This window comes from Neobacillus sp. GCM10027624 (assembly GCF_042675345.1).
GTDB classification, from domain to species: domain Bacteria; phylum Bacillota; class Bacilli; order Bacillales; family Cytobacillaceae; genus Neobacillus; species Neobacillus cucumis_D.
Genome location: NZ_JBHTHD010000005.1, coordinates 20738 through 42407, shown reverse-complemented (window position 1 = coordinate 42407; position 21670 = coordinate 20738). Strand labels below are relative to the sequence as shown.

Below are 21670 nucleotides of genomic sequence, written 5' to 3'. Positions count from 1 at the left end.
CACAAAAGAGAAGCAGTGATAAAAGATAATTTTTACAAAATTCAGATACTGTTATATTATATTTATAAGTGTATATGAATAAAAATACGGGGGAGAATGATCGTGAACAAGAGTAATAAGGTTGTTAGCTTAAAAATGTATAAAAAAATGAAAAGAAAAAGAAAAAAACCTGAATGGTTTGTAGTAATTCCCTTATTTCTAACGATTGCTTTTGCCTTATTTGCTTCATATTTTATTACACTGAATGACAACCTGGAAATTCAAACCTTTACGGATACTCATGCATATTTGCGTAAATAAAATTCTATGAATTCAAAAAAGCCGAGAGAACCGTTCCCCCGGCACTACTTTTTCTTTATTCTAAGGATTTGACCTGCATATACATCATTTGAGCTAAGATTATTTAGTTCAATCAATTGTTGAATCGGGACATTATAGATATTTGCAATTCTAGAAAGATGATCACCTGGAGAAACCGTATGCATTTCATAGATTTCTTTTAGAAAATCTGAAAAATGGATAATATCTCCGATTTCTCTCAGAACACCCCTATTTTCTAATACTTCTAGCATTTCTTTTGCTCTATTTCGATAGGAATGATTTTTGACAGCTATTTTACCATTTTCACGAATTTGCTGTCTTTCTATATCATTTTTTAAATAATATTGAATCTTCTCTACTGTTTCTTCAGAGGAGGATACAATAATTAAATCTTGACCTGGTTTAAATTGTTCACGAACTGCCGACGTATCCGATGTAAATAAAACCCCACCAGAACCAAGAATTTCATATGTGCGCTGAGTAAGTTGTGTTCGAGAGTTTTGCAATCCAATCACAATTTTGGCAGAACTATAGACTTTGTAGGCATCCCGGTAGTCTAAATAGCCATGAATCCAATTAGTTGGAATTTCTTTCCCAAAAAACTTACCCATTCTTTCCCAATCCTTTCCCCAAAAATCAACACGTATTCCATTCTGAATCAAGGGTCTTAATAATCTTTTTAAGGATCTCGAACGGTACTCATCTGGATTTTCTTCAAGATATTCAGGATAAGCATTCGCTACTACCGCTATGTCACAACGATAGTTATTCATTGGTTGTACCTGAAAATGAACACTCTGATGATACCCGAAATCTAAATGAGCAGCTTTAAAACCCAGCTTCTCGTATACTTCGCATAATGAAGGGGTAACGGTAAAAACAAAATCTGGTCTAATTGCATTAATAAGGGGTAGGGTAAAATTTTCAGTGTGTAAAGGGTCTTCCGTTGCCCAATAAACGAACGGGATCGTAGTTTTCATAATAGCCTCTCGAATCCAGGGCCATTTTTCTTTAGAATGTTCAGGTGTCCATCCAAGAGATATGATTAAATCAGGCTTAAACCAATCTAGCATTTCAGTAATATTTTCCTTACTTATAGGCCCAGAAATCATCACCGTATGTCCTTCTTCTCTAAAACCATTTGGTAAACCATAAATCCACATTGGGTGACTTTCTAGAAATAAAATCTTCAAAAGCGATCATCCCTTCTCTATTTCCGGTTCATCTATTAATATGTGAATTTCCGATAGCTTGTAACGGTATAAGTCTATGGATTAGAAATTTACACTAGAGAAACAAGATTCGATTGCTTTTTTCGATAGTACTTTCATTCCCTTAAATTTAAATGTAAATTATTGGATGTTTTAGGGTGAACTAATGAAAAAAGTGTATACCAAAGGAGCGAGCAAGATGTTCCAAAAAAATAAAGACAACACAATCATTAAACTCGGACTTGGGACGGCCTTTCTGTCGACGATGTTCAGCTTAATCATTGTTCGGTTATTATTGGAGATCAAACATTCAACGGGGAAGGGATAAATCCTTTCCTTTTTCATTTTTGGCAAATTTAATTGTCATTACAAAGACACAGACTTTTAAAGAAAATTCTATTACTATTGGGGTATAAAAATAGGGATGTGATTTCGTGGAGAAAATTTTAGTGATTTTTGAAGGTAAGGAATATACCATTCTTCATCAATATGCGTCCGGTTATTGTGAAATAGTGGATGAAGGTTCTCCGTTAAATATAAAGCTAGTTCACTTTTCTGAATTAGTTGTGAAACTATAAAAATTAAGGTGAAAGCCCCTTCTCGGTAAAGAAGGGCTTTGTTTTTTTGAGATCTAAGTGCCTCACCCACTGGCCTTGCATTGTAGTAATTAAATTGAATTAATTCAAAATTTTGCACTGGGAATCAGGCACTAGCTATATATTTTTCTACGGCTCTTTTAAAACAGCGAGCCCCCTAAAAGTGGGTTACTAATTCATAAATAAACGATTTAAGAAATGAACATTTTAAAAATTTATTTAGTGTGTTAACTACATCATTTACATCCATCTTGTATTGCCCCTTTTCCTTGGGTTAATTTTACAGTTTATTTACAATTATTAAGAGGAAAATTAATGTTAATATATTAAAGGGAGTAGATTCAATGAGAGATTCATCTATGAAAGAAAAGGTGCTAAAAGTTATTACGGAACACAGAACAGGGGTTCTTTCTTCTGTTGAAAATAATAAACCTCATTCCCGGTACATGACATTTTATAATGATAATTTAACATTATATACACCAACGAAAAGGGATACGGAGAAAATTGAAGAAATAGTGAAAAATCCTTCCGTATCCGTTTTGTTAGGGTACGAAAAACAAGGCCAAAACGATTCTTATGTTGAAATTTCCGGAACATCGATTCTTAATGATTCACCAAAAGTGAAACAACAATACTGGAACGATTCATTTGAACAATGGTTTAAGGGCCCTGAAGATCCAAACTACGTTTTTCTTGAAATAAAACCTGAAACCATCCGCATTTTAAACCTAAATGGTGAACCACCACAAGAACTCCATTTAGATAATTGAGAAACTCAAATGCAAATACTTGCACCGGATTATCGGTGCTTTTTGTTTTTTAAAGACTCTGTTATTATTCATTGTTGATTTTCGTGTAGATATCAGAATTCAAAGGCGGAGAAATTCCGGCTAATTTATTTAGAGGAGCTAAAGAAGTAGATATAAGCGGAAATATTCCGATTATCTGCTCTAAATAAGACAAAATCCAAGGATTTGGATCATATAAACGGAAAAACTTCCTTTATTTTTAAGGAGAAATGGGTATTTCCGATTTTAAACGGAATTTTACCGTTTATTTTTTAAACACAGTAAAATCAACATTTAGTAGTAACAGAGCCTTTTTAAAAATTAGCCCAGCTAGCAAAAACTTTAACGCACTGGGGGGCAGGCACTAGCTACTTAATCATCACTTAATTTGAAACTAATAAATTTTTGCTCCATCATTTCTTTCATCGCATATTTGATGCCTTCTCTTCCGACACCGCTATCCTTCCAACCGCCATAAGGCATGTTGTCAACCCGGAAGGTTGGAATATCATTGATTATGACCCCTCCAGTTTCTAAGCGTTGCGCTGCATAAAAAGCCTTTTCAACGCTTGGTGTAAAGATTCCTGAATTCAATCCATAACGGGAGTCATTCGCGTCATTGATCGCTTCATCTAAAGTATCAAATGGGAAAATACAAACGATTGGGCCAAATATTTCAGAACGGAATACTTTTGAATCACGGCTTACATTCGTTAAAACGGTTGGGGCCAAGATATTCCCCTCCACCGTACCGCCGCACTCAATTTTTGCCCCTTCCTTAACGGCTTCATCCAGCCAGCTTTGCAAACGCTCTAAAGATTTTTTCGAAATGACTGCCGTTATGTTTGTTTTTTCATCCAATGGTGAACCAATCACAAGCTCTTTCGTTCTGCGAATAAATCGATCTAAATATTCTTGATAAAATGATGAATGGACATAAATTCGCTGAATGGAGATACATACTTGACCATTATAGGAAAAAGACCCCATCACACTACGTTCAACGACTTTGTCTAGGTCAACACCTTCATCAATGATCAACGGGGAATTGGACCCAAGCTCAAGCGTAAGTTTACGAAACCCTGCCTGCTGTTGAATAATATGGCCGACTTCAACACTGCCTGTAAAGGTCACCTTTTTTACAAGAGCATGACTTGTTAATACTTTACTTAACACTTCTCCTTTACCCGGAATAATGTTAAGTACTCCATCAGGCAGCCCGGCCTCTTGAAAAATCTCGGCAAGAACTAAGGAGCTTAACGGTGTTTGTTCAGCCGGCTTTAAGACCATCGAATTCCCTGCCGCGATTGCCGGACCGACTTTGTGGGCAACCAAATTAAAAGGGAAATTAAACGGAGTAATAGCCGTTACTACCCCAATGGGTGTATGGATCGTAAATCCAAAGCGATTTTCCCCGCCTTTCGCCGCATCCATTGGAATTTGTTCACCATAATTACTCTTCGCCGCTTCTGCTGCAAATTGGTAGGTTTGAACGGTACGGCTAATTTCCTCGCGGGCATTCCGAATCGATTTAGCTCCTTCAAGTGCAATGATTTTCGCATATTCCTCACTGCGTTCTTCCATGATATCTGCGACTTTTGCTAAAATTTTTGCCCGTTCATGTGCCGGATTAGATTTGAAATTTTGAAACGCTTCATGTGCATTCGTTATAGCCTGTTCAGCATCAGCTGGTTCGGCTTGCCCGATTTCGGCTAACTCCTCATCGGTATGGGGATTATATAATGGTTCATATGTTTTTGCTTCCTGCCACTTCCCGCCGATCCATAATGGCCATTTTTTCTTCATCCTACATTTTCCTCCAGTCTTGTACCGAATCATTTCTATAATCTACAAATGTAATCCCCAAGGGTTTTCGACAGCTTTACGTTCTCTGAATAATCAACATCGACATCAATTAGGACAATTTCCTGACTTGCAATCGCTTTTTCTAAAGCGGGTAACAATTCATCAGAATGACTTACTTTCACTCCACTCACGCCGAAACTTTTTGCAAACTCCAAAAAGTCGGGATCCGTAAAGGCAATATCACTTGAGCGATTAAATTTATTCAGCTGTTTCCACTCAATTAAACCGAACTTCGAATCATGGAAAATGACAACTACAAATGCCAGTCCAAGGCGTTTGGCTGTTGCCAATTCGACACCATTCATAAGAAAACCGCCATCACCAGTAACCGCAACTACCGGTTTTTCGGGAAAGGCCAGTTTGGCCGCAATTGCACCAGGCACCGCAATCCCCATCGAAGCCCATCCGTTCGAAATAATGGTATGATTAGGCTTTTCCGGCTGATAGAGACGGGCAATCCATAATTTATGCGCTCCAACATCCGAAATGATAATGGCTTCGCCTTTCTCAGCCTTTTTCAAATCGGCAATAATTCTTTGCGGTTTAACTGGACTTCCCGACAGCTCATCGGATGCATGAAGTTTTTCAACTAATTGCGCTTTTAATTTTTTAACTCCTGGCCATAATTCTTTTCCTTCTACTAGAGGACTTAATGCTTCGAACCCCTCTTTTACATTCCCGACTAATTCTGCTTCTAGCGGATAATAGGCGTCCACTTCTGCAGGAAGACTATCAATATGAATAATCGGATTCATTGCCTCATCATTCCAATATTTTGGCAAATACTCTACAAAATCATAGCCGGCAGTAATAATAAGATCGGCTTGGTCAAATCCACAAAGCACATAATCTTTCGCCTGCATCCCAACCGTATAAAGTGTTAAGGGATGATTTGAGGGCAAAACGCCTTTAGCCATGAAGGTATTTACAACCGGAATATTCTTTGCTTCTGCAAATTCCCTTAACACATTCGTTGCTCCATCGCGAATGACTCCGTTCCCCGCTAAAATAATTGGTTTTTTTGCACGATTAATGGCCATCGCAGCCTTTATAATTTCACTTTTTGTAGGGCTGGATGCTGGATTTGGTGTGACTGGAAGCGGTTTACCCTCCGTTTCTTCCATGGCGATATCCTCGGGAAGTTCAATATGAACAGCACCAGGCTTTTCAAGGACAGCTTTTTTAAAAGCTTTCCTAACGATTTCAGGGATGGTATGGGCTACCCGGATTTGTTGATTCCATTTTGTTACTTTCTCAAAAACACCTATAATATCGACATATTGATGGGATTCCTTATGGATTCGTTCTAGACCAGCCTGACCCGTAATCGCGACAACTGGCGCATGATCAAGATAGGCGTCCCCGATCCCCGTTAGTAAATTGGTTGCACCTGGCCCAAGTGTTGCCAGACAAATCCCCGGTTTTCCTGTAAGTCTGCCATAAACATCAGCCATAAAAGCTGCAGCTTGTTCATGATGAACAAGAATAAATTCAATATCAGAACCAATAAGGGAATCAACAAAATCAGTATTTTCCTCACCAGGAATACCAAATATGTACTTTACCCCTTCATTTTCTAAACATTTCACAAATAAATCCGAAGCCTTCAAGTTAGCTCCTCCAATCAATGTAACTGTGGTTTATGATATGGATAGTTTTTTCTTGGAAGGATGAATTTATGTAATGGTGGTCTTCACCATGCTACTGCATTGGCTGCAGTTGCCTTATCCTCTTGTGGAAGATCGGGATAATGGTGACAAAGTGATAGGGTATTAAAGGGTTGGTTAAATGGGGGCTCGTTTCAAAACATCTTGGCTTATACTTATTCTTTCTAAGCCCTTGCGGTGCAAGGGCTCCTATTTGATATGAGGAAAAAAATTTTTCAACAATGGAAATTTGTTCTTTGGTATTTAATACCTATGCATTACCTAAATTCGGGATGGTGACCATTTGACAATTCGGTTTTTCTATATATCAGATAAAGATTCCTCTGACTTACGACTCAAGCAAAAATCTTTTTAGGATGCAAAGCCCTTTCTCCAATTCATTGGAGTCCTTAGGAGATGTTAGTGAAATACGAATAAATTGGGGAGTTTCATCTTTTTTGACCAAGAAACGATGAGAATGATAAACATGAATCCCCCGAGTTAAAGCAATATGCTCAAACTGGTTTAGCTGCCATTGTTTATGCAATGGTAACCAACGAAAAAAACTAATAGGGTTCTCGCTCGGATGATCTATTTGAAAATATTTCTGGTAAATCCTATTCCGTTCTTGTGAAATTTCCCGCTTTTTCTTAATGATTTGTTCAGCAGCCCCAGTATTAATTAATTCTGTTATAATTTCTGCATTTAAGGCAGATGTCTTTACATTGAGATTGAAAATTCCATACGTAATTTTTTCAACAAACTGATTGGCGTATGCGATAAATGCAACTCGAATACCAGAGCTGAGTGATTTGGCAATACTCAGGATATAAACAAATCTTTCCGGTACAAAATGTGAAATAGGGAAATAGCCATTTGGTGCCAGGAACGAGTATACGTCATCCTCTATTAAAATAAGCCCGTGTTTATTGATCACTTCTGCTATTTCCTTTCTGCGATTCATATTCATTGTTACAGCAGTAGGATTATTGCAGGAGGGGCTCAAATAAATACCCTGCACTGGATTTGTTCTGCAGACGGAATCTAATCGCTCCGGCTTAATCCCTAACTCATCCCCTTCAATAGGGATTAATTGGATATTCAATATTTTGGCCGGTTCAATAAAATTAGGATAAGTATATATATCCACCGCTATTTTATCTCCCGGATGAAACAAGGCCATTAGAATCAGCGAAAACGAATTTTGCCCTCCTGATGTGATCGCAATATTTTCAATGGGCGCATCCATGTTAAAGCGCTGCATCCACTTTTTGGCTGCCATTCGATGATAAGGCATTCCCAACGGGTGCCTGTAATCTAATAAATTTTCAAGATAATCTTTGGCGGCAATGCTTTTAATTGCTTGTGCGACGATTGAGTTTGTGCTGTCAAGGGGCTTGATGATCCCCATCTCTATATAATTCTTATTCTCATCACTGTCTGCCATAAAAATAGCATTTTTTATATTGGGAGTAACAAAGGTTCCCCTTCCGGTAACGGCATAGATTAATCCTTTCACTTCGCATATTTTAAATGCCCTTGTGATCGTGCTGAGGTTAATATCAAGATAATCTGCTAATTCTCGTTGAGGAGGAAGTTTCGTATTGGGTGCGAGAAAGCCATTGAGAATATCATATTCCAGCAAACTGGCAATCGATCGATACATTGGAGGGACAAGCTTTTTTTTATCCGGCTTCCACGACATAGGATAATTTTCAAATGAATTAACTGGCATATAACCCCTCCTCGAAAAATTGTATTGCATACAATTATATCATTGAAGCCATACAATGAGGATGATAAGGTTAATTTATATTCAAATTATTTTTAAAAGTGAGTGAATGATGATGAACATAAGTGAAAACACATTTTTGCGGGAAGAAAACAACTTCTCTGCCGGTGTACGGGATTGTCTGCCCACTGTACTTGGTTACTTAAGTATTGGATTTGCGGCAGGTGTTGTGGAAAAAACAGCAGGACTTTCGATTGTTGAAATTGGACTTATATCCTTGCTTTTATACGCAGGTTCTGGTCAATTTATTGCCGCCGCGATGATTGGTGCTAATAGTCCCACTCTGGCGATTATCTTTACTATTTTCTTTATTAACCTCCGCCATCTTTTAATGAGCGCGGCTTTATCGCCTTATTTCCGTCATCTTTCACCCTTCAAAAATGTATTAATTGGTTCTTTACTTACAGATGAAACATTCGGTGTGGCAATGAATGAAGCAGCAAGTAAGAAATGGCTCAGTGAAAAATGGATGTATGGTTTAAATATAACTGCTTATTTAAATTGGTTCATTGCCAATATTGCAGGAGCATTTTTCGGTGAATGGATTTCGAATCCGGAGAAATTCGGTCTTGATTTTGCATTGCCGGGTATGTTTATTGGCCTGCTTGTCCTCCAGATGGTCAGCCGAAGAAAATTGATGAAAGATATTCTTGTTGCACTAAGCGCTGTTGTCCTTGTTGTAGGGGTAAGTTTAATGGCATCTGGAAGCGTTGGTGTTATTGTGGCGACAATCATCGCATCAACCATTGGAATGGCGGTGGAAAAATGGAAGTAAGATGGTCTATCTTTTTAATTATTTTAGGCTCAGCCCTTGTAACATTCATTCCAAGAGTGCTTCCAATTGCTATCTTAAGTCGTGTTGAACTGCCAGAATGGGCCATGCGTTGGTTGAGCTACGTTCCCATTGCTGTTATGGCAGCCTTAGTGGGGCAAGAGTTGTTAATGCCGAATGGAAAACTGGAACCTTTGCAAAAAAATCTTGAACTAATCGCTGCTTTGCCTGCTTTTATTATTGCGATTGTAACACGCAGTTTATTAGGAACTGTTATCGTTGGAATCATCTCTTTAATGGTATTACGTTTTGTGTTTTAAATTGGTAAATTGCTGTAATGAATTTAGTGATAAGCATACTGGCAGTATTGATCTAAAAAGGCGCCTTCTTAAGAAAGCGCCTTTTAATTATACATTTTTTAATGTTCAATTAATGCTTTCCATTTAGAGAAAAGCTATTTTTCATTCTCCGATTCAGCCACTTTTTCATCAATATTTATTTTCTCCTCTTTCCACCACAAGGCTTCATGGGGTCCTTTAGAATTTCTGCAATAGGTCTAATCAAAAATTTAAACATTTACAAAAACCGACAATATTCAAATATGACATTTTGCAGAACAGTAGTACAAATTACCTATTTTCTAAAAAAAGGTAACCAATTACACAATATCAATCGTTTATGGGCATAGGATGTTTACAGCGGAAGTTCAGGTATGGGGGATAGATACTTTATGGAAAGCAAGGTAAATAATCAAGAATTCGAGAAACAACGCGTAAATTCAACTAAGTGGTATGCAAACAGGTGGTTTATTATAGCAAGTATCATTTTTATTATCGCGTTCTTCATTGCAGCAGTCAGCTACTATCAGGCTAACCATTTTAATTCACAAATCAAGATTAATGGCATCAAAGTCGGCGGAATGACCGCTGATCAGGCACTAAAAAAATTAAAAACAACCGTATTAAAAAATGTAGTCTATGTTGGGGATCAACAAATAATAGATGGAAAAGATACAAAGGCAGAATATTCGGATAAGGATCTGCCCAATGTCAAAAAATTATTAAAGAGCCAATGGACTTTTATACCTTCTTCAAAAGTAAAAGATTATTCGTTATTACCCATCAATCAGGATCACTTTCGAAACCAGAAGTTGAAAAAACTGTTGGAAGAAAAGCTTCTAGCCATGAATAAGGGTTTAAAAGCTCCACAAGATGCAGTGGTTTCTTTGAAACAAGGCAAAATTAATGTCGCAAACAGTATAAGCGGTGCACAGTATGATGTCGCAAGTCTTTTGATGGACTTCGAAAAACACAAATATAGTAGTGAAATCCGGCTCAATCCAGCTTATATACAGCCAATTAAAGAAGACAGCGAGTTTGTAAAAAATCAAAAGAAAATGTTTGAAGAATTCCTTGCTCAGACCGTTGATTACAAGGTACAGGATAAAGTTTTTACGTTAAAGGCGGGCGAATTAGTTAAAAATGCATCTATTTCAAAAGATTTACAGATTAAGATTGATGAATGGAGTGATTTTAAGAAAAAAATAGCCAACATTAACAATACCCAATCCACATTAAATAAGGATTTCAAATTCAAGACCCATTCAGGTTCGGTAATATCAGTTAAAGGTAAAGGCTATGGCTGGGCTATAAATGTTGAAAAAGAAATACCACGGATTATGAAGGCTTTTGAAAATGGGGAGAAATCGGTTTCCGCCTCCAATATTTACGGACATGGCTGGAATGGTGAAGGATACGGATATGACACATTCACCAATAATGGTATTGGCGATACGTATGCTGAAGTCTCCATTGCAGAGCAACGAATGTGGATATACAAAAATGGAAAATTAATCGTCACAACGAATGTTGTTACTGGCACACATAATATCCATCAAGATACTTCACCAGGAGTGTGGTATATTCTCTATAAGCGATCTCCTGCCATACTAACGGGCAGAAAAAATGGAAAAATCATTTATCAGTCACCTGTTAATTATTGGGCTCCTTTTACAAATGACGGACAGGGAATCCACGATGCAAGTTGGCGGGGAAATTGGGGAAATAAGGCCTATCTTAATGATGGATCTCATGGATGTGTTAACACTCCGCCGAGCATTATGAAAACTGTGTATGACAATCTCAGCACCTATGAGCCAGTTGTCGTTTATTGAGGTATGGAAGGCTGTCCCCTAGAATCTTAATAGGTTCCAATTGGTTCAGCGGTTCTGTAAAAGTTCCATTCAATCGTACCTCAACATCTATAAGAGTTTTATTATGCAAAACAAAATCAGTTGAGGTATCACGTTCAATGACCTCTTGAAAATAAATGCCGCCTGTTGCTTTAGGGATTATACGAATATTAAAATGTGGTGTCACCTTAGGTTCACTAACTTTCTCGATAACATTAGATAAATTAGCCTTTAGCTCAATAAAAACCTCGCCATTTTTCATGGCATACCCAGAGAATTCACATCTGTTCGGTTAAGTAATTGCAATGGTAAGACGAGGGGAACCGTCCCCTCGTCATCTATAATTATATAAAATAAAAAGCGCCAGTATAGGCGCTTAAAACAGGATTCCCGACAAATTTTGCCGAATCTTTATTGGGGTTGGCAAATGTCTATATTTACAGTGACATTAATCTTCTTTTTGCTTTAACAGCAGCTTGATCTGGTGTGCTGCCATGCTCGATTACGGCTTTTTTGCCCCTTCGAGCATAAACCTTGATCCGGTGTCTTACTTGATAGACCCTAAAATAAATTCCATCCTCTTCATACGCAGAAACGGCTGCCATTGGACTTTTCATACATTCACAACCTTTCGGATTATACAGAGTAATTCTGTATTTTTATGAAAAATCCTTGTGAATGTTTTGTTACAATTTTTGTATCGCAATCTATCGTATAACTGAAGTTAGAAGTTTAAAATAACATTTTCAAATATTTCTCGAAGTGGACTCCTTCTACACTAGGAACTTGCTCTTTGGAGGAATCCTGTATGGCCGCTGTCAGAAATGCCTCAGCAAGCTGTACAGATTTTTCCAAGCTCTCCCCACGCATCATGCTTCCCATAATCACCGATGCAAATAAATCACCCGTACCAGAATAGCTCATACCGTTATACTCCATCGCACGATAAAAGGTTTTGTCTCCGTCCAAATACATATTTCCGATATACTGCTTATCTGAATCTGCTGACGGTGGATTCATTCCAGTAATAATAACCTGAGCGCCAGATTCCTGTTGCAAAATATTTCCTGCTTCTTCGACCGCTTTTAGATAGTCCCTTTCATTCGAATAACGATGCAGCTTTTTATAAGAAATACCGGATAATAAACAGCACTCCGTAACATTTGGTGTAATCACATCTGCACGCTTCACCAGTTCCCTCATTAATACCAGCAATTCATCGGTAAAAAGCTTATAGACTTCTCCTAAATCCCCCATCACCGGATCGACAAGTAAAAGGGTTTCCTTTGTTTGAAACTTCTCTAAAAAAAGAAAAATATTATGAATTTGCTCTTCACCGGTAACGAAGCCTGTGTGGATTCCATCAAAGGTAACCTCAAGCTTGCTCCATTCCTCAATGAAATATTTCATTTTAGATGTAAAATCTTCACAATAAAAACTTGGATAACCCGTTTGCGCCGTCAATATGGCCGTTGGTAACGGACATGCCTGTACGCCCATTACCGAAAGAACCGGTATTGCGGCTGTTAATGAACATTTTCCAAAAGATGATAAATCCTGTATTACAGCAACTTTTTTCATAATAACCCCCATAAGGCTGACCGTCTTAAACCTTTTTCATATTACCACAAATAAAGAATTTGGAAAATTCCTTTACTAACTGACCATATAGTTTTTTAATAAATTGACACTTTTATATATGCCAGTCATTTGCTAAAATCATAGAAAATTCAGTTAAGAAGGGTTAGAACTATGCAAACTACACAAACTTATTCAAAGCCAGGTTACAAAACGTTTGATTTAATTCTTACTTCCATGCTAATTGCACTTGTTTTCCTATCTACTTTCTTGAACATTAAACTGCCAATTGCAGCAAATGGAGGTTTAGTTCATCTAGGGACTGCAATGCTTTTTATCGCAGCAATTCTTTTTGGTCCTAAAAAGGCGGCTCTTGCTGGTGCGATCGGAATGGCATTATTTGATCTAGCTGGAGGTTGGGCGTTGTGGGCACCGATTACCTTTGTTTCCCGTGCTCTGCAGGGATATATCGTTGGTAAAATTGCTTGGTCAAATGGCCGTAATGGCAATAGCATTGCTTTCAATTTAATTGGAACAATCGTCTCAATGCCGGTAATGATTGCTGTTTATTACATTGGCGAAGTAATTCTATACGGTAATTGGGTTGCACCCGTAGCTTCGATCCCTGGAGACGTCGTTCAAAATGTATTAGGAGTTATTGTTGCCCTTCCGGTTAGTGCTGCATTGAAAAAAGTTCCTTATTTTAACCGCTAAAATAAATACATAAAGAAATGGAATTACCATTTCTTTCGAAAGCACTGGGGGTCAGGCACACTGGCCCCATTTTTATTTCTCACTTTCTTTTGAATTTTTTCACTATCCGCCCAGTGAAAAAACCTTTCCTGCCTGTTGCAGAAACACCCCGTTGGACTTCTTTTCACGTATTATCAATCCCGTATTATTTACTTTTTCAAAATTGTTAATTGTCTCTCCAAAAGGTGAACCCCTTAATCAATTATCCGTGCTTTTTTCAGTTAAACACTCTTCTTCCAGCTTGATATTAATCTGTTTCCACTCTTCGTTGATTACTTTCCGAAATTGAGCAATTTCTACATCAGTTCCATTCGTCAATGTAACTAAAATAAATCATGACAGTATCGCTTTAAATGTAAAGATCTGTTCATCCTCTGTTCATATAGGAGGTTTATTCTAAGTTTGTAAAGAAGAGATTGGAGGAATGAATGATGAATCTTTCGTGGAAAGAAATGAAGAAAAATAAAGTAAGATTTTTGATATTAGGTTCCATTGTTTTTCTTGTTAGTTTACTAACTTTTATTATTTCTGGTTTGGCAAATGGATTATCACAAGACAATGCTGCATTAATTAAAGATTTACCAGAAGGTCAATTTTATATGGCTAAAGAGGCAGAGGAAACGTATAATCTGTCAAAAATAGATAGCGGGATCCAAAATGAAATATTAAACAAACAAAAAGATGCTGTAGCATTCTCTATTCAAATGGGTTTTCTAAATGATAAGGATGATAAACAACAAAGTGTTGCCTTTGTTACATCTACCCATTCAAAGTTATTTAAAAATGTTAAACACGATGAAATTATATTAGATAACTCATTGAAGGATAAAGGTATAAAAGTTGGAGATATCTTAACGAATAATCAATTTAGTGGCAAGTTTATTGTAAAAGGTTTTGTTGATCAAAAAAAATACAGTCATGTCCCTGTTGCTTATATCAATATGGAGGATTACAAAGAAATTTACAAAGTCAAAGAAATGCAATTAGTTTTCATCCCAGGAGGAGATTCTTCACAAGAATTCACTGGATTACAATCCTTTTCACAGAAAGATTTTCTCAATACCATTCCAAGTTATAACGCAGAACAGATGTCTTTAAATATGATTGTTTGGTTTTTAGTGATCATTAGTGGAATGTTATTTGCGATTTTCTTCTACATGATGAACGTTCAAAAAATTGGTTTATACGGTATTTTAAAAGCAATTGGTGTAAAAACAAGTGATTTATTCAAAATGATGTGGACTCAGATGATTTTTATTACAGTCATTTCACTAGCAATGTCTATTGCACTCAGTCAAGTCTTTAATATGATTGCACCTGAAGGAATGCCTTTTCATTTAACTTTTGAAACAACAGCTCAATTGTCTATCGTCTTTCTCGTTATCGGTTTTATTGGAGCAACACTCTCAGGTATACAAATAAAGAAAGTTGAACCATTACAAGCAATACAACAAGGAGAGGTTTAATATGACAATATTTACGATTGATGAAGTTAGAAAAACATTTACGAATGGGGAAGTAAAAGAAGAAATATTAAAAGGAATTAATCTTTCTCTAAAAGAAGGCGAAGTAACAGCATTAGTGGGTGCCTCAGGATCTGGTAAAAGCACACTTCTTACAATCGCTGCTGGGCTTCAACCTGCCTCAAATGGACAAATCCTATTTGAAGGAAAAAATATGACGACAATGAGCTCAGAACAAATCCGTAAAATACGAGCAAATAAATTTGGTTTTGTCTTTCAATTTGCACATCTTGTTCCTTTTCTAACAGTAGAAGAACAATTAATGCTAATGCTTGATGTTTCTGAATCAGCATTAAGCAAACAAGCAAGAAAAGCAGAAGTTAATACCATTCTACAATTAGTTGGAATGGACCATCGAAAAAAGGCTTATCCTTCTTCATTGTCAGGTGGAGAGAAACAACGGGTTGCCATAGCTCGTGCAATCATTCATAAGCCTAAAGTTCTCTTCGCAGACGAACCAACTGCAAGTCTAGATTCAAAAAGATCTAAAGATATTATGTTATTAATAAGAGATTTAACCAAAACGTTAAATATCACTACTTTAATGGTAACGCATGACGAAGAAATGCTTTCTTACACTGATCATATAATTAAAATGAGCGATGGTCTAATTTTACAGAACGAAGATTAATCCTTGAGCTTCAGGGAAATAATTGAAGTCACACTTTTTAATATTTAGTAAACAGCCCGCCGCATTACGTCGGGCTATTTTTTTATATACCAGTTTTAAAATCAGTTAAAAAGCGACAACTCTTGATGAGCAATCGCTACTTTTTAAGAATATAACAAATGTGCAGAAAAATAACTGTGGTTACTGTGATGATACTAAATACTGTAGACATTAAAACTGCTTGTGCAGCATATTCAGGATGGTTTCCATTTGCAAGGCAAGGGATACTTTTGTTATGATTTTAAAAATTTTTCAATAATGGAAATTTGCTCCCCTGTATTTAATGCCGGGGCATGGCCTAATTTCGGGATGGTGACCATTTGACAATTCGGTCTTTCCTTCATTTTTTCAGCGACATCAAGCGGCAATACATCGGAAATTTCGCCACGAATAAGTAATACTTTGGACTGAATGGCTTCCCAATAGTTCCAGAGATTTAAATCTTCAACGTGATGGAATTGCAGTGCAATGTTCGGATCATAATCAGGGCCGACGCCCCCTCCATCTTTTCTCCTGCAGGAAAACCGGGTAAAATCAATCCATTCCTGTTCATCAGAAAAACCGAATGTGGCATAAATGGTTTGATAATAGGTCATTAATTCGCTAACGGTTTTAAATTGCGGAGGAGATGCAACATAGCTAATAATCCGCTTAATCCCTTCAATATTTTGAACCGAATTTTCCAGCGCACCTGCCCCGATGTCATTTAGAACTAAATGGGTGATGCGCTTTTGCCACTCTGGGGTGCCGGCAATCCGCATACCGATTGCTCCCCCCATGGAGGTCCCTATCCATCGGACTTGTTCAATTTCTAACCGATTCAGAAGACCAATTGCCAGGCTGCTGTATACTTCAAAGCAATAATCCTTTTCAGGGGAAGAACTCCACTGGCTCCATCCGCGCCCAATAGTATCTGGACAAAGAACATGGTATTCTTTTTCAAGAAAGCTTGCAATTTTGTCGAAATCCCGCCCATTTCGAGTTAGGCCGTGCCAGCAAACAATGGTTGGGTTGTTTCGATCCCCCCATTCAGTAAAATGGACTTCCAACCCATGAATCGTTTCAAATCTGGACTTAGGAGAAGACATACAATACCTCCCATTTTTTAATAGGTTTCTCCATCAACCTATATATTCGATTCTTTATAAATGTATTCCTTCAAAGTTTTTCCGGGAACAACAATAGTGTATCTCTTCCAAGTAAATTTCATTTTACAAGTTTAACCCATGAATTTATTATATAAGAGTATACTTTTTTAGAAACTAATTCCTCCTTTTCATTCTATTGATAATGTAGTCACTCAACTCTTTATCACAGCAATACACATAACATCCCTTCATGCCACGTGTCATGAGTGTTTTATATGTGTTACGCACAAGATCAAATAGTGGATCTTCTTGACCTTTTTTCGGCTTTGCAGGCCTTGCACCTTTATCTTTGTATTCATCCCTTCTAACAAAAAGAGAATTTGTTTCTGGATCATATCCAAGGTCATTACCTATAATGACTCCAACATAGTCCATTTCTAAACCTTGAACTGTATGAATACAACCTATTTGATTAGCACAATCAGGGTGAATCGCCCAATCAATTCGATTCGGATCATTCCAAGGTAAAGCAAAATTATATTCCTCTATTTCAACATCTTTAGGAAGTTGTCCATCTATAGGATTCTTATTCCATTCCCATGCATAGCCAGCAAGAAGTCGACCATTTCTCTTCTCAACAATCTCCTCAACTAACTCATGTGGATCTGTAACTACACGAAAATCAAACTCACCTTCAAGCGCAATCTCCTTATCTATATAGCCTAAAAGACTATCTAACCATGCTATATAGTTCCCGGAACCAGAACACCGATATTGTGACTCCAATTCTACTGTATGTATCATGGCACCCAGTTTCTCAGCCTCATCTTCGATTAATTTTACAGTCCCGATATCTTTTTTAGAAATAACCTGTTGATCATCTACACAGAAAACACTGACTTTAGATGATCGAATAATTTGTGTGGCTTGATTTTCACCAGGGATCTTCTTTTTCATATGTCCCTGTTCTTTAAGACGATGTGCCTCATCACAGAACTCTTAAAACTATGTAAGGGAGGGCATTAATTTGCCATCTTTTTTTGTTTCCTTAAATTCTCCTAAGTTATCAAAAATACCTAGCCTCCTTACTAAAAAGACCTCTCATCGGTATCCTATATTATTTAATTAAACAAAATCTACTGATTCAAAGATAATCTCCATTTTCTTTTGATCCTTTTCAAACTGCTCAAAAAAACACCTTAATACTCTTCATGAATTCAACCGTCTCCATCTAAATCATCTAAATCAAAATCCTCAGCTCTTAACAAATTTGGATTAAAAGATTTCTGATTCAAATAAGACTCGAATTTTGGACCAAATAGAGTTTCCGGTCGAAGATATTTGGACATACGAGAATCATGTAGCCATTGGGCGGTCTTCAAATCAATGACCTTTTTAAAATCCTCCAATGTGAACCCTTCCCTCATTCTTGTTTGAATGATGACCTTTGTTTTTTGTGAACTTGGTTTGTAAGCTGCATTTGTCTTTTCATTCAGGTAGGTGATAATTTCGGTAATGGGTGATGTTTTCTGTGAAGTTTCTGATGCGGTTTCCGGTTCGGTAGAGTCTATTTCTGTTTCAACCTCGTGTATCTTAGGCTCAGGAGATGTTAATTCTAATGTTGCCAATCGCTCATAATCGATGGTGTACCACTTGGTATGATCCATTTTGCTTCGATTCCAGTTCCCTGAGAGGAGAAGTCCTTGGTCTTCCAATGAACGAATTGTCAGTTTGATGGTGCTTAACGACCAGAAAGAAAGTTGCTGATGCCACTGTTGGTAGGTGTTATAAATCCAGGTCTTTCCTTCAATCACATGAGAACTTTTTTGAATCCAATAATGAATCTCCTGCAGGATGATTGCTTCATTTAACCCAATATTCTTTGCCAATGATGGGAGCACCATCATGGGGCTTTCGTTCAGTAATAAACTGTTCATTGCTTATTCCTCCTATTGTCCTTATTCCCGAGAGAGTCTCTGATGAATGATTCCTCGATTGGTTCAATAACCTTACACCTGCTATATAAAGAAAAAGGAGTAAAATGGACAGGGTGAATAAAAAAGCTTTTTAGAGTATGGCGAGGTTTGAACAAATGGCAAGAGATTTGAATTGGGCTTAAAAAAGGGGGGTTGGGAGTTTTTCAGGTTGGATACAACGACAACGGGAGTTTTTTTCTGTTGTTGTTGTCTTTGAACAATCTCTGGAGTAATCTCTGGTATTGCTTGGTTCAGGCTTGTTCCTTCCAAAGGGTCAGGATGGAATATCAGAGGATTCAGTTTGAAAACATGATGAGTTCTTGCTGGAATAGTGGGAAAGTCATTTTGATTTTTAAAGTAAGTGCCTGGTCCCAGTCTTTCTGTGACACGTTTGTCACAGCCCGTTCATTTCTTCAATTTTATATTGTAACATCCAAACCATCTCTTCTCTGCTTTTGGTGGAAACATTTTCGTTAGCTTAACAATTACCTTCTGCAAACAATTGGTCAAAGTTGTACATTAATTTTCTTATAACAAAGTGAACCAATCAAACTGAAACTACATATAAATGCCTATAAAGTTTTTGATGACTTTGTAGCTTGTCCGGTGCGACTGTCATGTCCATGCTGAACTTTTTTAAACAAAACAAGTTCTCTATCCTATCCGAACAGGTTGAAAATAATTCCGCAAGCTTGTGCTGAGAGGGAGGTAAATATTTTGCCGTTTAAACCACATCCCAATAATACTGCCATTGTAATTACAGACCCGCAAAATGATTTTATGAGCCCGGGAGGCAGAGGTTATCATTTAACAAAAGATAATATTGAGAAAAACAACACTGTACAAAACCTCGAGCTATTAATGAGAACTGCACTGAATAAAGGATATCAACTTTTCATATCACCCCATTATTTATATCCTCATGATTATGGCTGGCAATTTACAGGAAATGAACAAAATATGTTATTAGGCCTTAAAATGTACGAAAAAGCAAATGCGTATACACCACCGTCTGTAGGAGCTGATTTCGTTCATTCTTTGAAACCTTATATTTTTCATAGGAGAACCATCGTTTCTACTCCACACAAGGTTGCTAGCCCACAAACAAATGATTTAGTATACCAGTTACGGCAACATAGAAAAGAGAAGACAATTATTGCAGGAGTGCTCTCCAACATTTGCGTAGAGTCCCATATGAGGGATTTAATCGAAAATGGGTTTGAAACAGCTATTGTATATGATGCCACAGCAACGATAAGTGAAAGAGATTTTCAAGCAGCAGTTACCAATTATAAAGCCTTTGCTAGTGCTACTTGGACGACACAGGAAGCAATTTCAAACTTATAAAACAGTATCCCTCAATGGTAATTGCACGAACTGTCCCCAAGTTTGTTCCTTGTTCAGCATAAGGACTTGGAATAACATATGGCTTTTGGATAGCAACCCCCCCCCCTTCCATGGGGCGAGGAAAAGTTCTATAAATAGATTGAAATTACAAAAAATATACTTACTATTAGACGAAAACAGCCAATATAATCAAAAACTATCGGATACCGAAAGATTGAAACCCAACGACCATAACTGCGACTTCATTCTTCGTGAGCAATCAATTGCGAAAAGACCTTACCCCAAAAAACAATAAGGCCCAACTAGCTCCTATTCGCTTGATGGGCCATTTCATGCGCAAAACTTCCGATTGTCCCCTTATTGAACCGTCCACGTGATCCCCCTCTGCCCTCCTGGTCAAACGGAGGACTGGTGCAGGAATTCTAGATAGATTCCAGAAATAAATTCTGGTGAATAACGCACGCCATGGGTGAACCAGCTGCCGATGATGGTCATTAGGGTGGTGGCCAAATAGTTACTGTATAAATCCTTATCCACATCTACTCGTCCCGAAACCTCTTCCGCAAAAAAATGGGACACCGCGCTAAACATATAATTAAAAAACCCGGGCACCGCTTTTGAACTATACATCAACTTTAAGAGCTCGCGATTCTCATAGATGTAATCAAACAACGTGGAAATCGGAAGATCTCTCCCAATAATCGCACGAGCACTTTGAGGCCCTTTTCTGAATGCCCGCAGCATCCCCGTCACCAAATCATCTCGCAAGGAATGAAATAAATCCTCTTTGTCAGCAAAATTCAGATAAAAGGACGAACGGTTATATCCAGAAGTCTCCAAAATATCTTGAATCCGAATCAATTTATATTCCCTCATCATCAGGAGCTTAATCAACGAGATTTGAAACGCCTTCCGGGCTCCCCTTGCTTTTGCATCAACCGGAGTATTTTCCTTCTGAAACTTAAAATGCCAATCCTTTGAAAAAATAATATGCTTCGGCATCTCCATAATTTTAATAAATTGCTCCGTCACATATTCAGGGGTCGGCTGCTCCTGCTGATGAATCCAAAAAAGAGAGATCCCCAGCCAAGTAGAGGACACAAAATCAAGCTGAATCGTTTGTAAAAGCGGATCATTTTCAACGGACGGGATGGGCTTTACGATATGCTGAGCTATGTACTGTCGGTAGATTTCAAAGATACGTAGCCGGAAACCGGCAATTTTATGCTCCCCTAAAATCACACTAAAAAAATACCGATTCTCATAAATATAGGAAAACAAGGGAATCAGCCGTTCAACTATTTGCATTCGTGAACCATTTTTAGCGATATCTTCTAACACAGCATTCAATTCTTGTAATTTAATCTCCAATAAATCTTCCAACAAATCATCCTTTTGTTGGTAATGTTTATAAAAAGTTCCTCGATTATAGCCAGATACCTGACAGATTTCTGTAATTTTAATGAGCGGAAATGGTTTTTCAGCCATCAAGGAAATTAACGCTTGCATCAATCCTTCCTTTGCATGTGGTAATTTTCGAGCCAAAGTC

At 37.5% G+C, this 21670-nt stretch carries 21 protein-coding genes and 1 pseudogene; 11 read left to right on the top strand and 11 right to left on the bottom strand.

The features are described 5' to 3' along the window. The first annotated feature begins 102 nt into the window (after window positions 1-102). Window positions 103-300 (top strand): hypothetical protein, encoded by a 198-nt coding sequence (locus ACFQZ9_RS10020; RefSeq protein ID WP_198313306.1) that lies wholly within the window; start codon window positions 103-105, stop codon window positions 298-300. A gap of 44 nt (window positions 301-344) precedes the next feature. Here the strand turns inward: ACFQZ9_RS10020 and ACFQZ9_RS10015 are convergent, their stop codons facing one another. Then, the gene (locus ACFQZ9_RS10015; RefSeq protein WP_498943650.1) at window positions 345-1514 is read right to left on the bottom strand and encodes a DUF3880 domain-containing protein; all 1170 of its coding nucleotides are present in this window, start codon (window positions 1512-1514) and stop codon (window positions 345-347) included. Between the two features lie 217 nt (window positions 1515-1731). Here ACFQZ9_RS10015 and ACFQZ9_RS10010 point away from each other — a divergent pair, with 217 nt between their 5' ends. The 3 genes from ACFQZ9_RS10010 (at window position 1732) to ACFQZ9_RS10000 (ending at window position 2901) form a co-directional block, all read left to right on the top strand. Continuing rightward, window positions 1732-1860 carry a hypothetical protein gene (locus tag ACFQZ9_RS10010; protein ID WP_286180329.1) on the top strand — a complete coding sequence of 43 codons (129 nt, stop codon included), beginning with the start codon at window positions 1732-1734 and terminating at the stop codon, window positions 1858-1860. Window positions 1861-1966: 106 nt separating this feature from the next. Then, window positions 1967-2110, top strand: coding sequence for a hypothetical protein (locus tag ACFQZ9_RS10005; protein WP_198313308.1), 144 nt, complete (start codon window positions 1967-1969; stop codon window positions 2108-2110). A 362-nt stretch (window positions 2111-2472) separates the two neighbouring features. Then, complete coding sequence (locus tag ACFQZ9_RS10000) at window positions 2473-2901, top strand: pyridoxamine 5'-phosphate oxidase family protein (protein ID WP_498943649.1); 429 nt, start codon at window positions 2473-2475, stop codon at window positions 2899-2901. 390 nt (window positions 2902-3291) lie between these two features. Here ACFQZ9_RS10000 and ACFQZ9_RS09995 read toward each other — a convergent pair whose 3' ends face one another. The 3 genes from ACFQZ9_RS09995 to ACFQZ9_RS09985 all read right to left on the bottom strand — a co-directional run bounded on the left by ACFQZ9_RS09995 (window position 3292) and on the right by ACFQZ9_RS09985 (window position 8166). Continuing rightward, entirely contained in the window at window positions 3292-4725 is a 1434-nt protein-coding gene (locus tag ACFQZ9_RS09995; RefSeq protein WP_498943648.1) for an aldehyde dehydrogenase family protein, read from the bottom strand. Between the two features lie 35 nt (window positions 4726-4760). Next, a complete protein-coding gene (locus ACFQZ9_RS09990) occupies window positions 4761-6395 on the bottom strand; it encodes an acetolactate synthase large subunit (RefSeq protein WP_498943647.1) in 1635 nt (544 codons plus the stop codon). Between the two features lie 385 nt (window positions 6396-6780). Continuing rightward, window positions 6781-8166: an aminotransferase-like domain-containing protein gene (locus ACFQZ9_RS09985; protein WP_498943646.1), complete on the bottom strand. Its 1386-nt coding sequence runs from the start codon at window positions 8164-8166 to the stop codon at window positions 6781-6783. Window positions 8167-8278: 112 nt separating this feature from the next. Between ACFQZ9_RS09985 and ACFQZ9_RS09980 the strand changes: the two genes are divergently transcribed. The 3 genes from ACFQZ9_RS09980 (at window position 8279) to ACFQZ9_RS09970 (ending at window position 11168) form a co-directional block, all read left to right on the top strand. Next, on the top strand, window positions 8279-8998 hold the full coding sequence (locus tag ACFQZ9_RS09980) for an AzlC family ABC transporter permease (RefSeq protein ID WP_198313313.1): 720 nt from the start codon (window positions 8279-8281) through the stop codon (window positions 8996-8998). Then, complete coding sequence (locus ACFQZ9_RS09975) at window positions 8989-9315, top strand: AzlD domain-containing protein (protein WP_498943645.1); 327 nt, start codon at window positions 8989-8991, stop codon at window positions 9313-9315. Before ACFQZ9_RS09980 ends, ACFQZ9_RS09975 begins: the two co-directional genes overlap by 10 nt. Window positions 9316-9725: 410 nt before the next feature. After that, entirely contained in the window at window positions 9726-11168 is a 1443-nt protein-coding gene (locus tag ACFQZ9_RS09970) for a L,D-transpeptidase (RefSeq protein ID WP_498943644.1), read from the top strand. Here the strand turns inward: ACFQZ9_RS09970 and ACFQZ9_RS09965 are convergent. From ACFQZ9_RS09965 to ACFQZ9_RS09955, 3 genes are all read right to left on the bottom strand, one after another. Further along, window positions 11137-11448 (bottom strand): hypothetical protein, encoded by a 312-nt coding sequence (locus ACFQZ9_RS09965; protein ID WP_498943643.1) that lies wholly within the window; start codon window positions 11446-11448, stop codon window positions 11137-11139. The genes ACFQZ9_RS09970 and ACFQZ9_RS09965 overlap by 32 nt on opposite strands. Before the next feature lie 175 nt (window positions 11449-11623). Then, window positions 11624-11803 carry a hypothetical protein gene (locus ACFQZ9_RS09960; protein ID WP_026576722.1) on the bottom strand — a complete coding sequence of 60 codons (180 nt, stop codon included), beginning with the start codon at window positions 11801-11803 and terminating at the stop codon, window positions 11624-11626. A 115-nt stretch (window positions 11804-11918) separates the two neighbouring features. Further along, entirely contained in the window at window positions 11919-12767 is an 849-nt protein-coding gene (locus tag ACFQZ9_RS09955) for a pyridoxamine kinase (RefSeq protein ID WP_498943642.1), read from the bottom strand. 171 nt (window positions 12768-12938) lie between these two features. Here ACFQZ9_RS09955 and ACFQZ9_RS09950 point away from each other — a divergent pair, with 171 nt between their 5' ends. From ACFQZ9_RS09950 to ACFQZ9_RS09940, 3 genes are all read left to right on the top strand, one after another. Then, entirely contained in the window at window positions 12939-13478 is a 540-nt protein-coding gene (locus ACFQZ9_RS09950; protein ID WP_198313319.1) for an ECF transporter S component, read from the top strand. A gap of 470 nt (window positions 13479-13948) precedes the next feature. Beyond that, entirely contained in the window at window positions 13949-14983 is a 1035-nt protein-coding gene (locus ACFQZ9_RS09945; protein ID WP_498943641.1) for an ABC transporter permease, read from the top strand. Window position 14984: 1 nt separating this feature from the next. Beyond that, window positions 14985-15671, top strand: coding sequence for an ABC transporter ATP-binding protein (locus tag ACFQZ9_RS09940; RefSeq protein ID WP_498943640.1), 687 nt, complete (start codon window positions 14985-14987; stop codon window positions 15669-15671). Window positions 15672-15943: 272 nt separating this feature from the next. Here the strand turns inward: ACFQZ9_RS09940 and ACFQZ9_RS09935 are convergent, their stop codons facing one another. The 3 genes and pseudogenes from ACFQZ9_RS09935 to ACFQZ9_RS09925 all read right to left on the bottom strand — a co-directional run bounded on the left by ACFQZ9_RS09935 (window position 15944) and on the right by ACFQZ9_RS09925 (window position 18735). Beyond that, entirely contained in the window at window positions 15944-16798 is an 855-nt protein-coding gene (locus tag ACFQZ9_RS09935) for an alpha/beta fold hydrolase (protein WP_498943639.1), read from the bottom strand. A 174-nt stretch (window positions 16799-16972) separates the two neighbouring features. Continuing rightward, window positions 16973-17779 (bottom strand): annotated as a pseudogene (locus ACFQZ9_RS09930) (DUF2075 domain-containing protein); the annotation flags it as partial. A 236-nt stretch (window positions 17780-18015) separates the two neighbouring features. Continuing rightward, window positions 18016-18735: a conserved phage C-terminal domain-containing protein gene (locus tag ACFQZ9_RS09925; RefSeq protein ID WP_498943638.1), complete on the bottom strand. Its 720-nt coding sequence runs from the start codon at window positions 18733-18735 to the stop codon at window positions 18016-18018. A gap of 756 nt (window positions 18736-19491) precedes the next feature. Between ACFQZ9_RS09925 and ACFQZ9_RS09920 the strand changes: the two genes are divergently transcribed. Then, window positions 19492-20121, top strand: coding sequence for an isochorismatase family protein (locus ACFQZ9_RS09920; RefSeq protein ID WP_498943637.1), 630 nt, complete (start codon window positions 19492-19494; stop codon window positions 20119-20121). 396 nt (window positions 20122-20517) lie between these two features. Here the strand turns inward: ACFQZ9_RS09920 and ACFQZ9_RS09915 are convergent, their stop codons facing one another. Next, window positions 20518-21666, bottom strand: coding sequence for a TetR/AcrR family transcriptional regulator (locus ACFQZ9_RS09915; protein ID WP_498943636.1), 1149 nt, complete (start codon window positions 21664-21666; stop codon window positions 20518-20520). Window positions 21667-21670: the final 4 nt, after the last annotated feature.

What these genes read in the sequence shown, in the direction of transcription:
- ACFQZ9_RS10010 (WP_286180329.1), top strand. Translation starts at nt 1,732, where the DNA reads ATGTTCCAAAAAAATAAAGACAACACAATCATTAAACTCGGACTTGGG.
- ACFQZ9_RS10000 (WP_498943649.1), top strand. Translation starts at nt 2,473, where the DNA reads ATGAGAGATTCATCTATGAAAGAAAAGGTGCTAAAAGTTATTACGGAA.
- ACFQZ9_RS09995 (WP_498943648.1), bottom strand. Translation starts at nt 4,725, where the DNA reads ATGAAGAAAAAATGGCCATTATGGATCGGCGGGAAGTGGCAGGAAGCA.
- ACFQZ9_RS09985 (WP_498943646.1), bottom strand. Translation starts at nt 8,166, where the DNA reads ATGCCAGTTAATTCATTTGAAAATTATCCTATGTCGTGGAAGCCGGAT.
- ACFQZ9_RS09980 (WP_198313313.1), top strand. Translation starts at nt 8,279, where the DNA reads ATGAACATAAGTGAAAACACATTTTTGCGGGAAGAAAACAACTTCTCT.
- ACFQZ9_RS09975 (WP_498943645.1), top strand. Translation starts at nt 8,989, where the DNA reads ATGGAAGTAAGATGGTCTATCTTTTTAATTATTTTAGGCTCAGCCCTT.
- ACFQZ9_RS09970 (WP_498943644.1), top strand. Translation starts at nt 9,726, where the DNA reads ATGGAAAGCAAGGTAAATAATCAAGAATTCGAGAAACAACGCGTAAAT.
- ACFQZ9_RS09965 (WP_498943643.1), bottom strand. Translation starts at nt 11,448, where the DNA reads ATGAAAAATGGCGAGGTTTTTATTGAGCTAAAGGCTAATTTATCTAAT.
- ACFQZ9_RS09960 (WP_026576722.1), bottom strand. Translation starts at nt 11,803, where the DNA reads ATGAAAAGTCCAATGGCAGCCGTTTCTGCGTATGAAGAGGATGGAATT.
- ACFQZ9_RS09955 (WP_498943642.1), bottom strand. Translation starts at nt 12,767, where the DNA reads ATGAAAAAAGTTGCTGTAATACAGGATTTATCATCTTTTGGAAAATGT.
- ACFQZ9_RS09950 (WP_198313319.1), top strand. Translation starts at nt 12,939, where the DNA reads ATGCAAACTACACAAACTTATTCAAAGCCAGGTTACAAAACGTTTGAT.
- ACFQZ9_RS09945 (WP_498943641.1), top strand. Translation starts at nt 13,949, where the DNA reads ATGAATCTTTCGTGGAAAGAAATGAAGAAAAATAAAGTAAGATTTTTG.
- ACFQZ9_RS09940 (WP_498943640.1), top strand. Translation starts at nt 14,985, where the DNA reads ATGACAATATTTACGATTGATGAAGTTAGAAAAACATTTACGAATGGG.
- ACFQZ9_RS09935 (WP_498943639.1), bottom strand. Translation starts at nt 16,798, where the DNA reads ATGTCTTCTCCTAAGTCCAGATTTGAAACGATTCATGGGTTGGAAGTC.
- ACFQZ9_RS09925 (WP_498943638.1), bottom strand. Translation starts at nt 18,735, where the DNA reads ATGAACAGTTTATTACTGAACGAAAGCCCCATGATGGTGCTCCCATCA.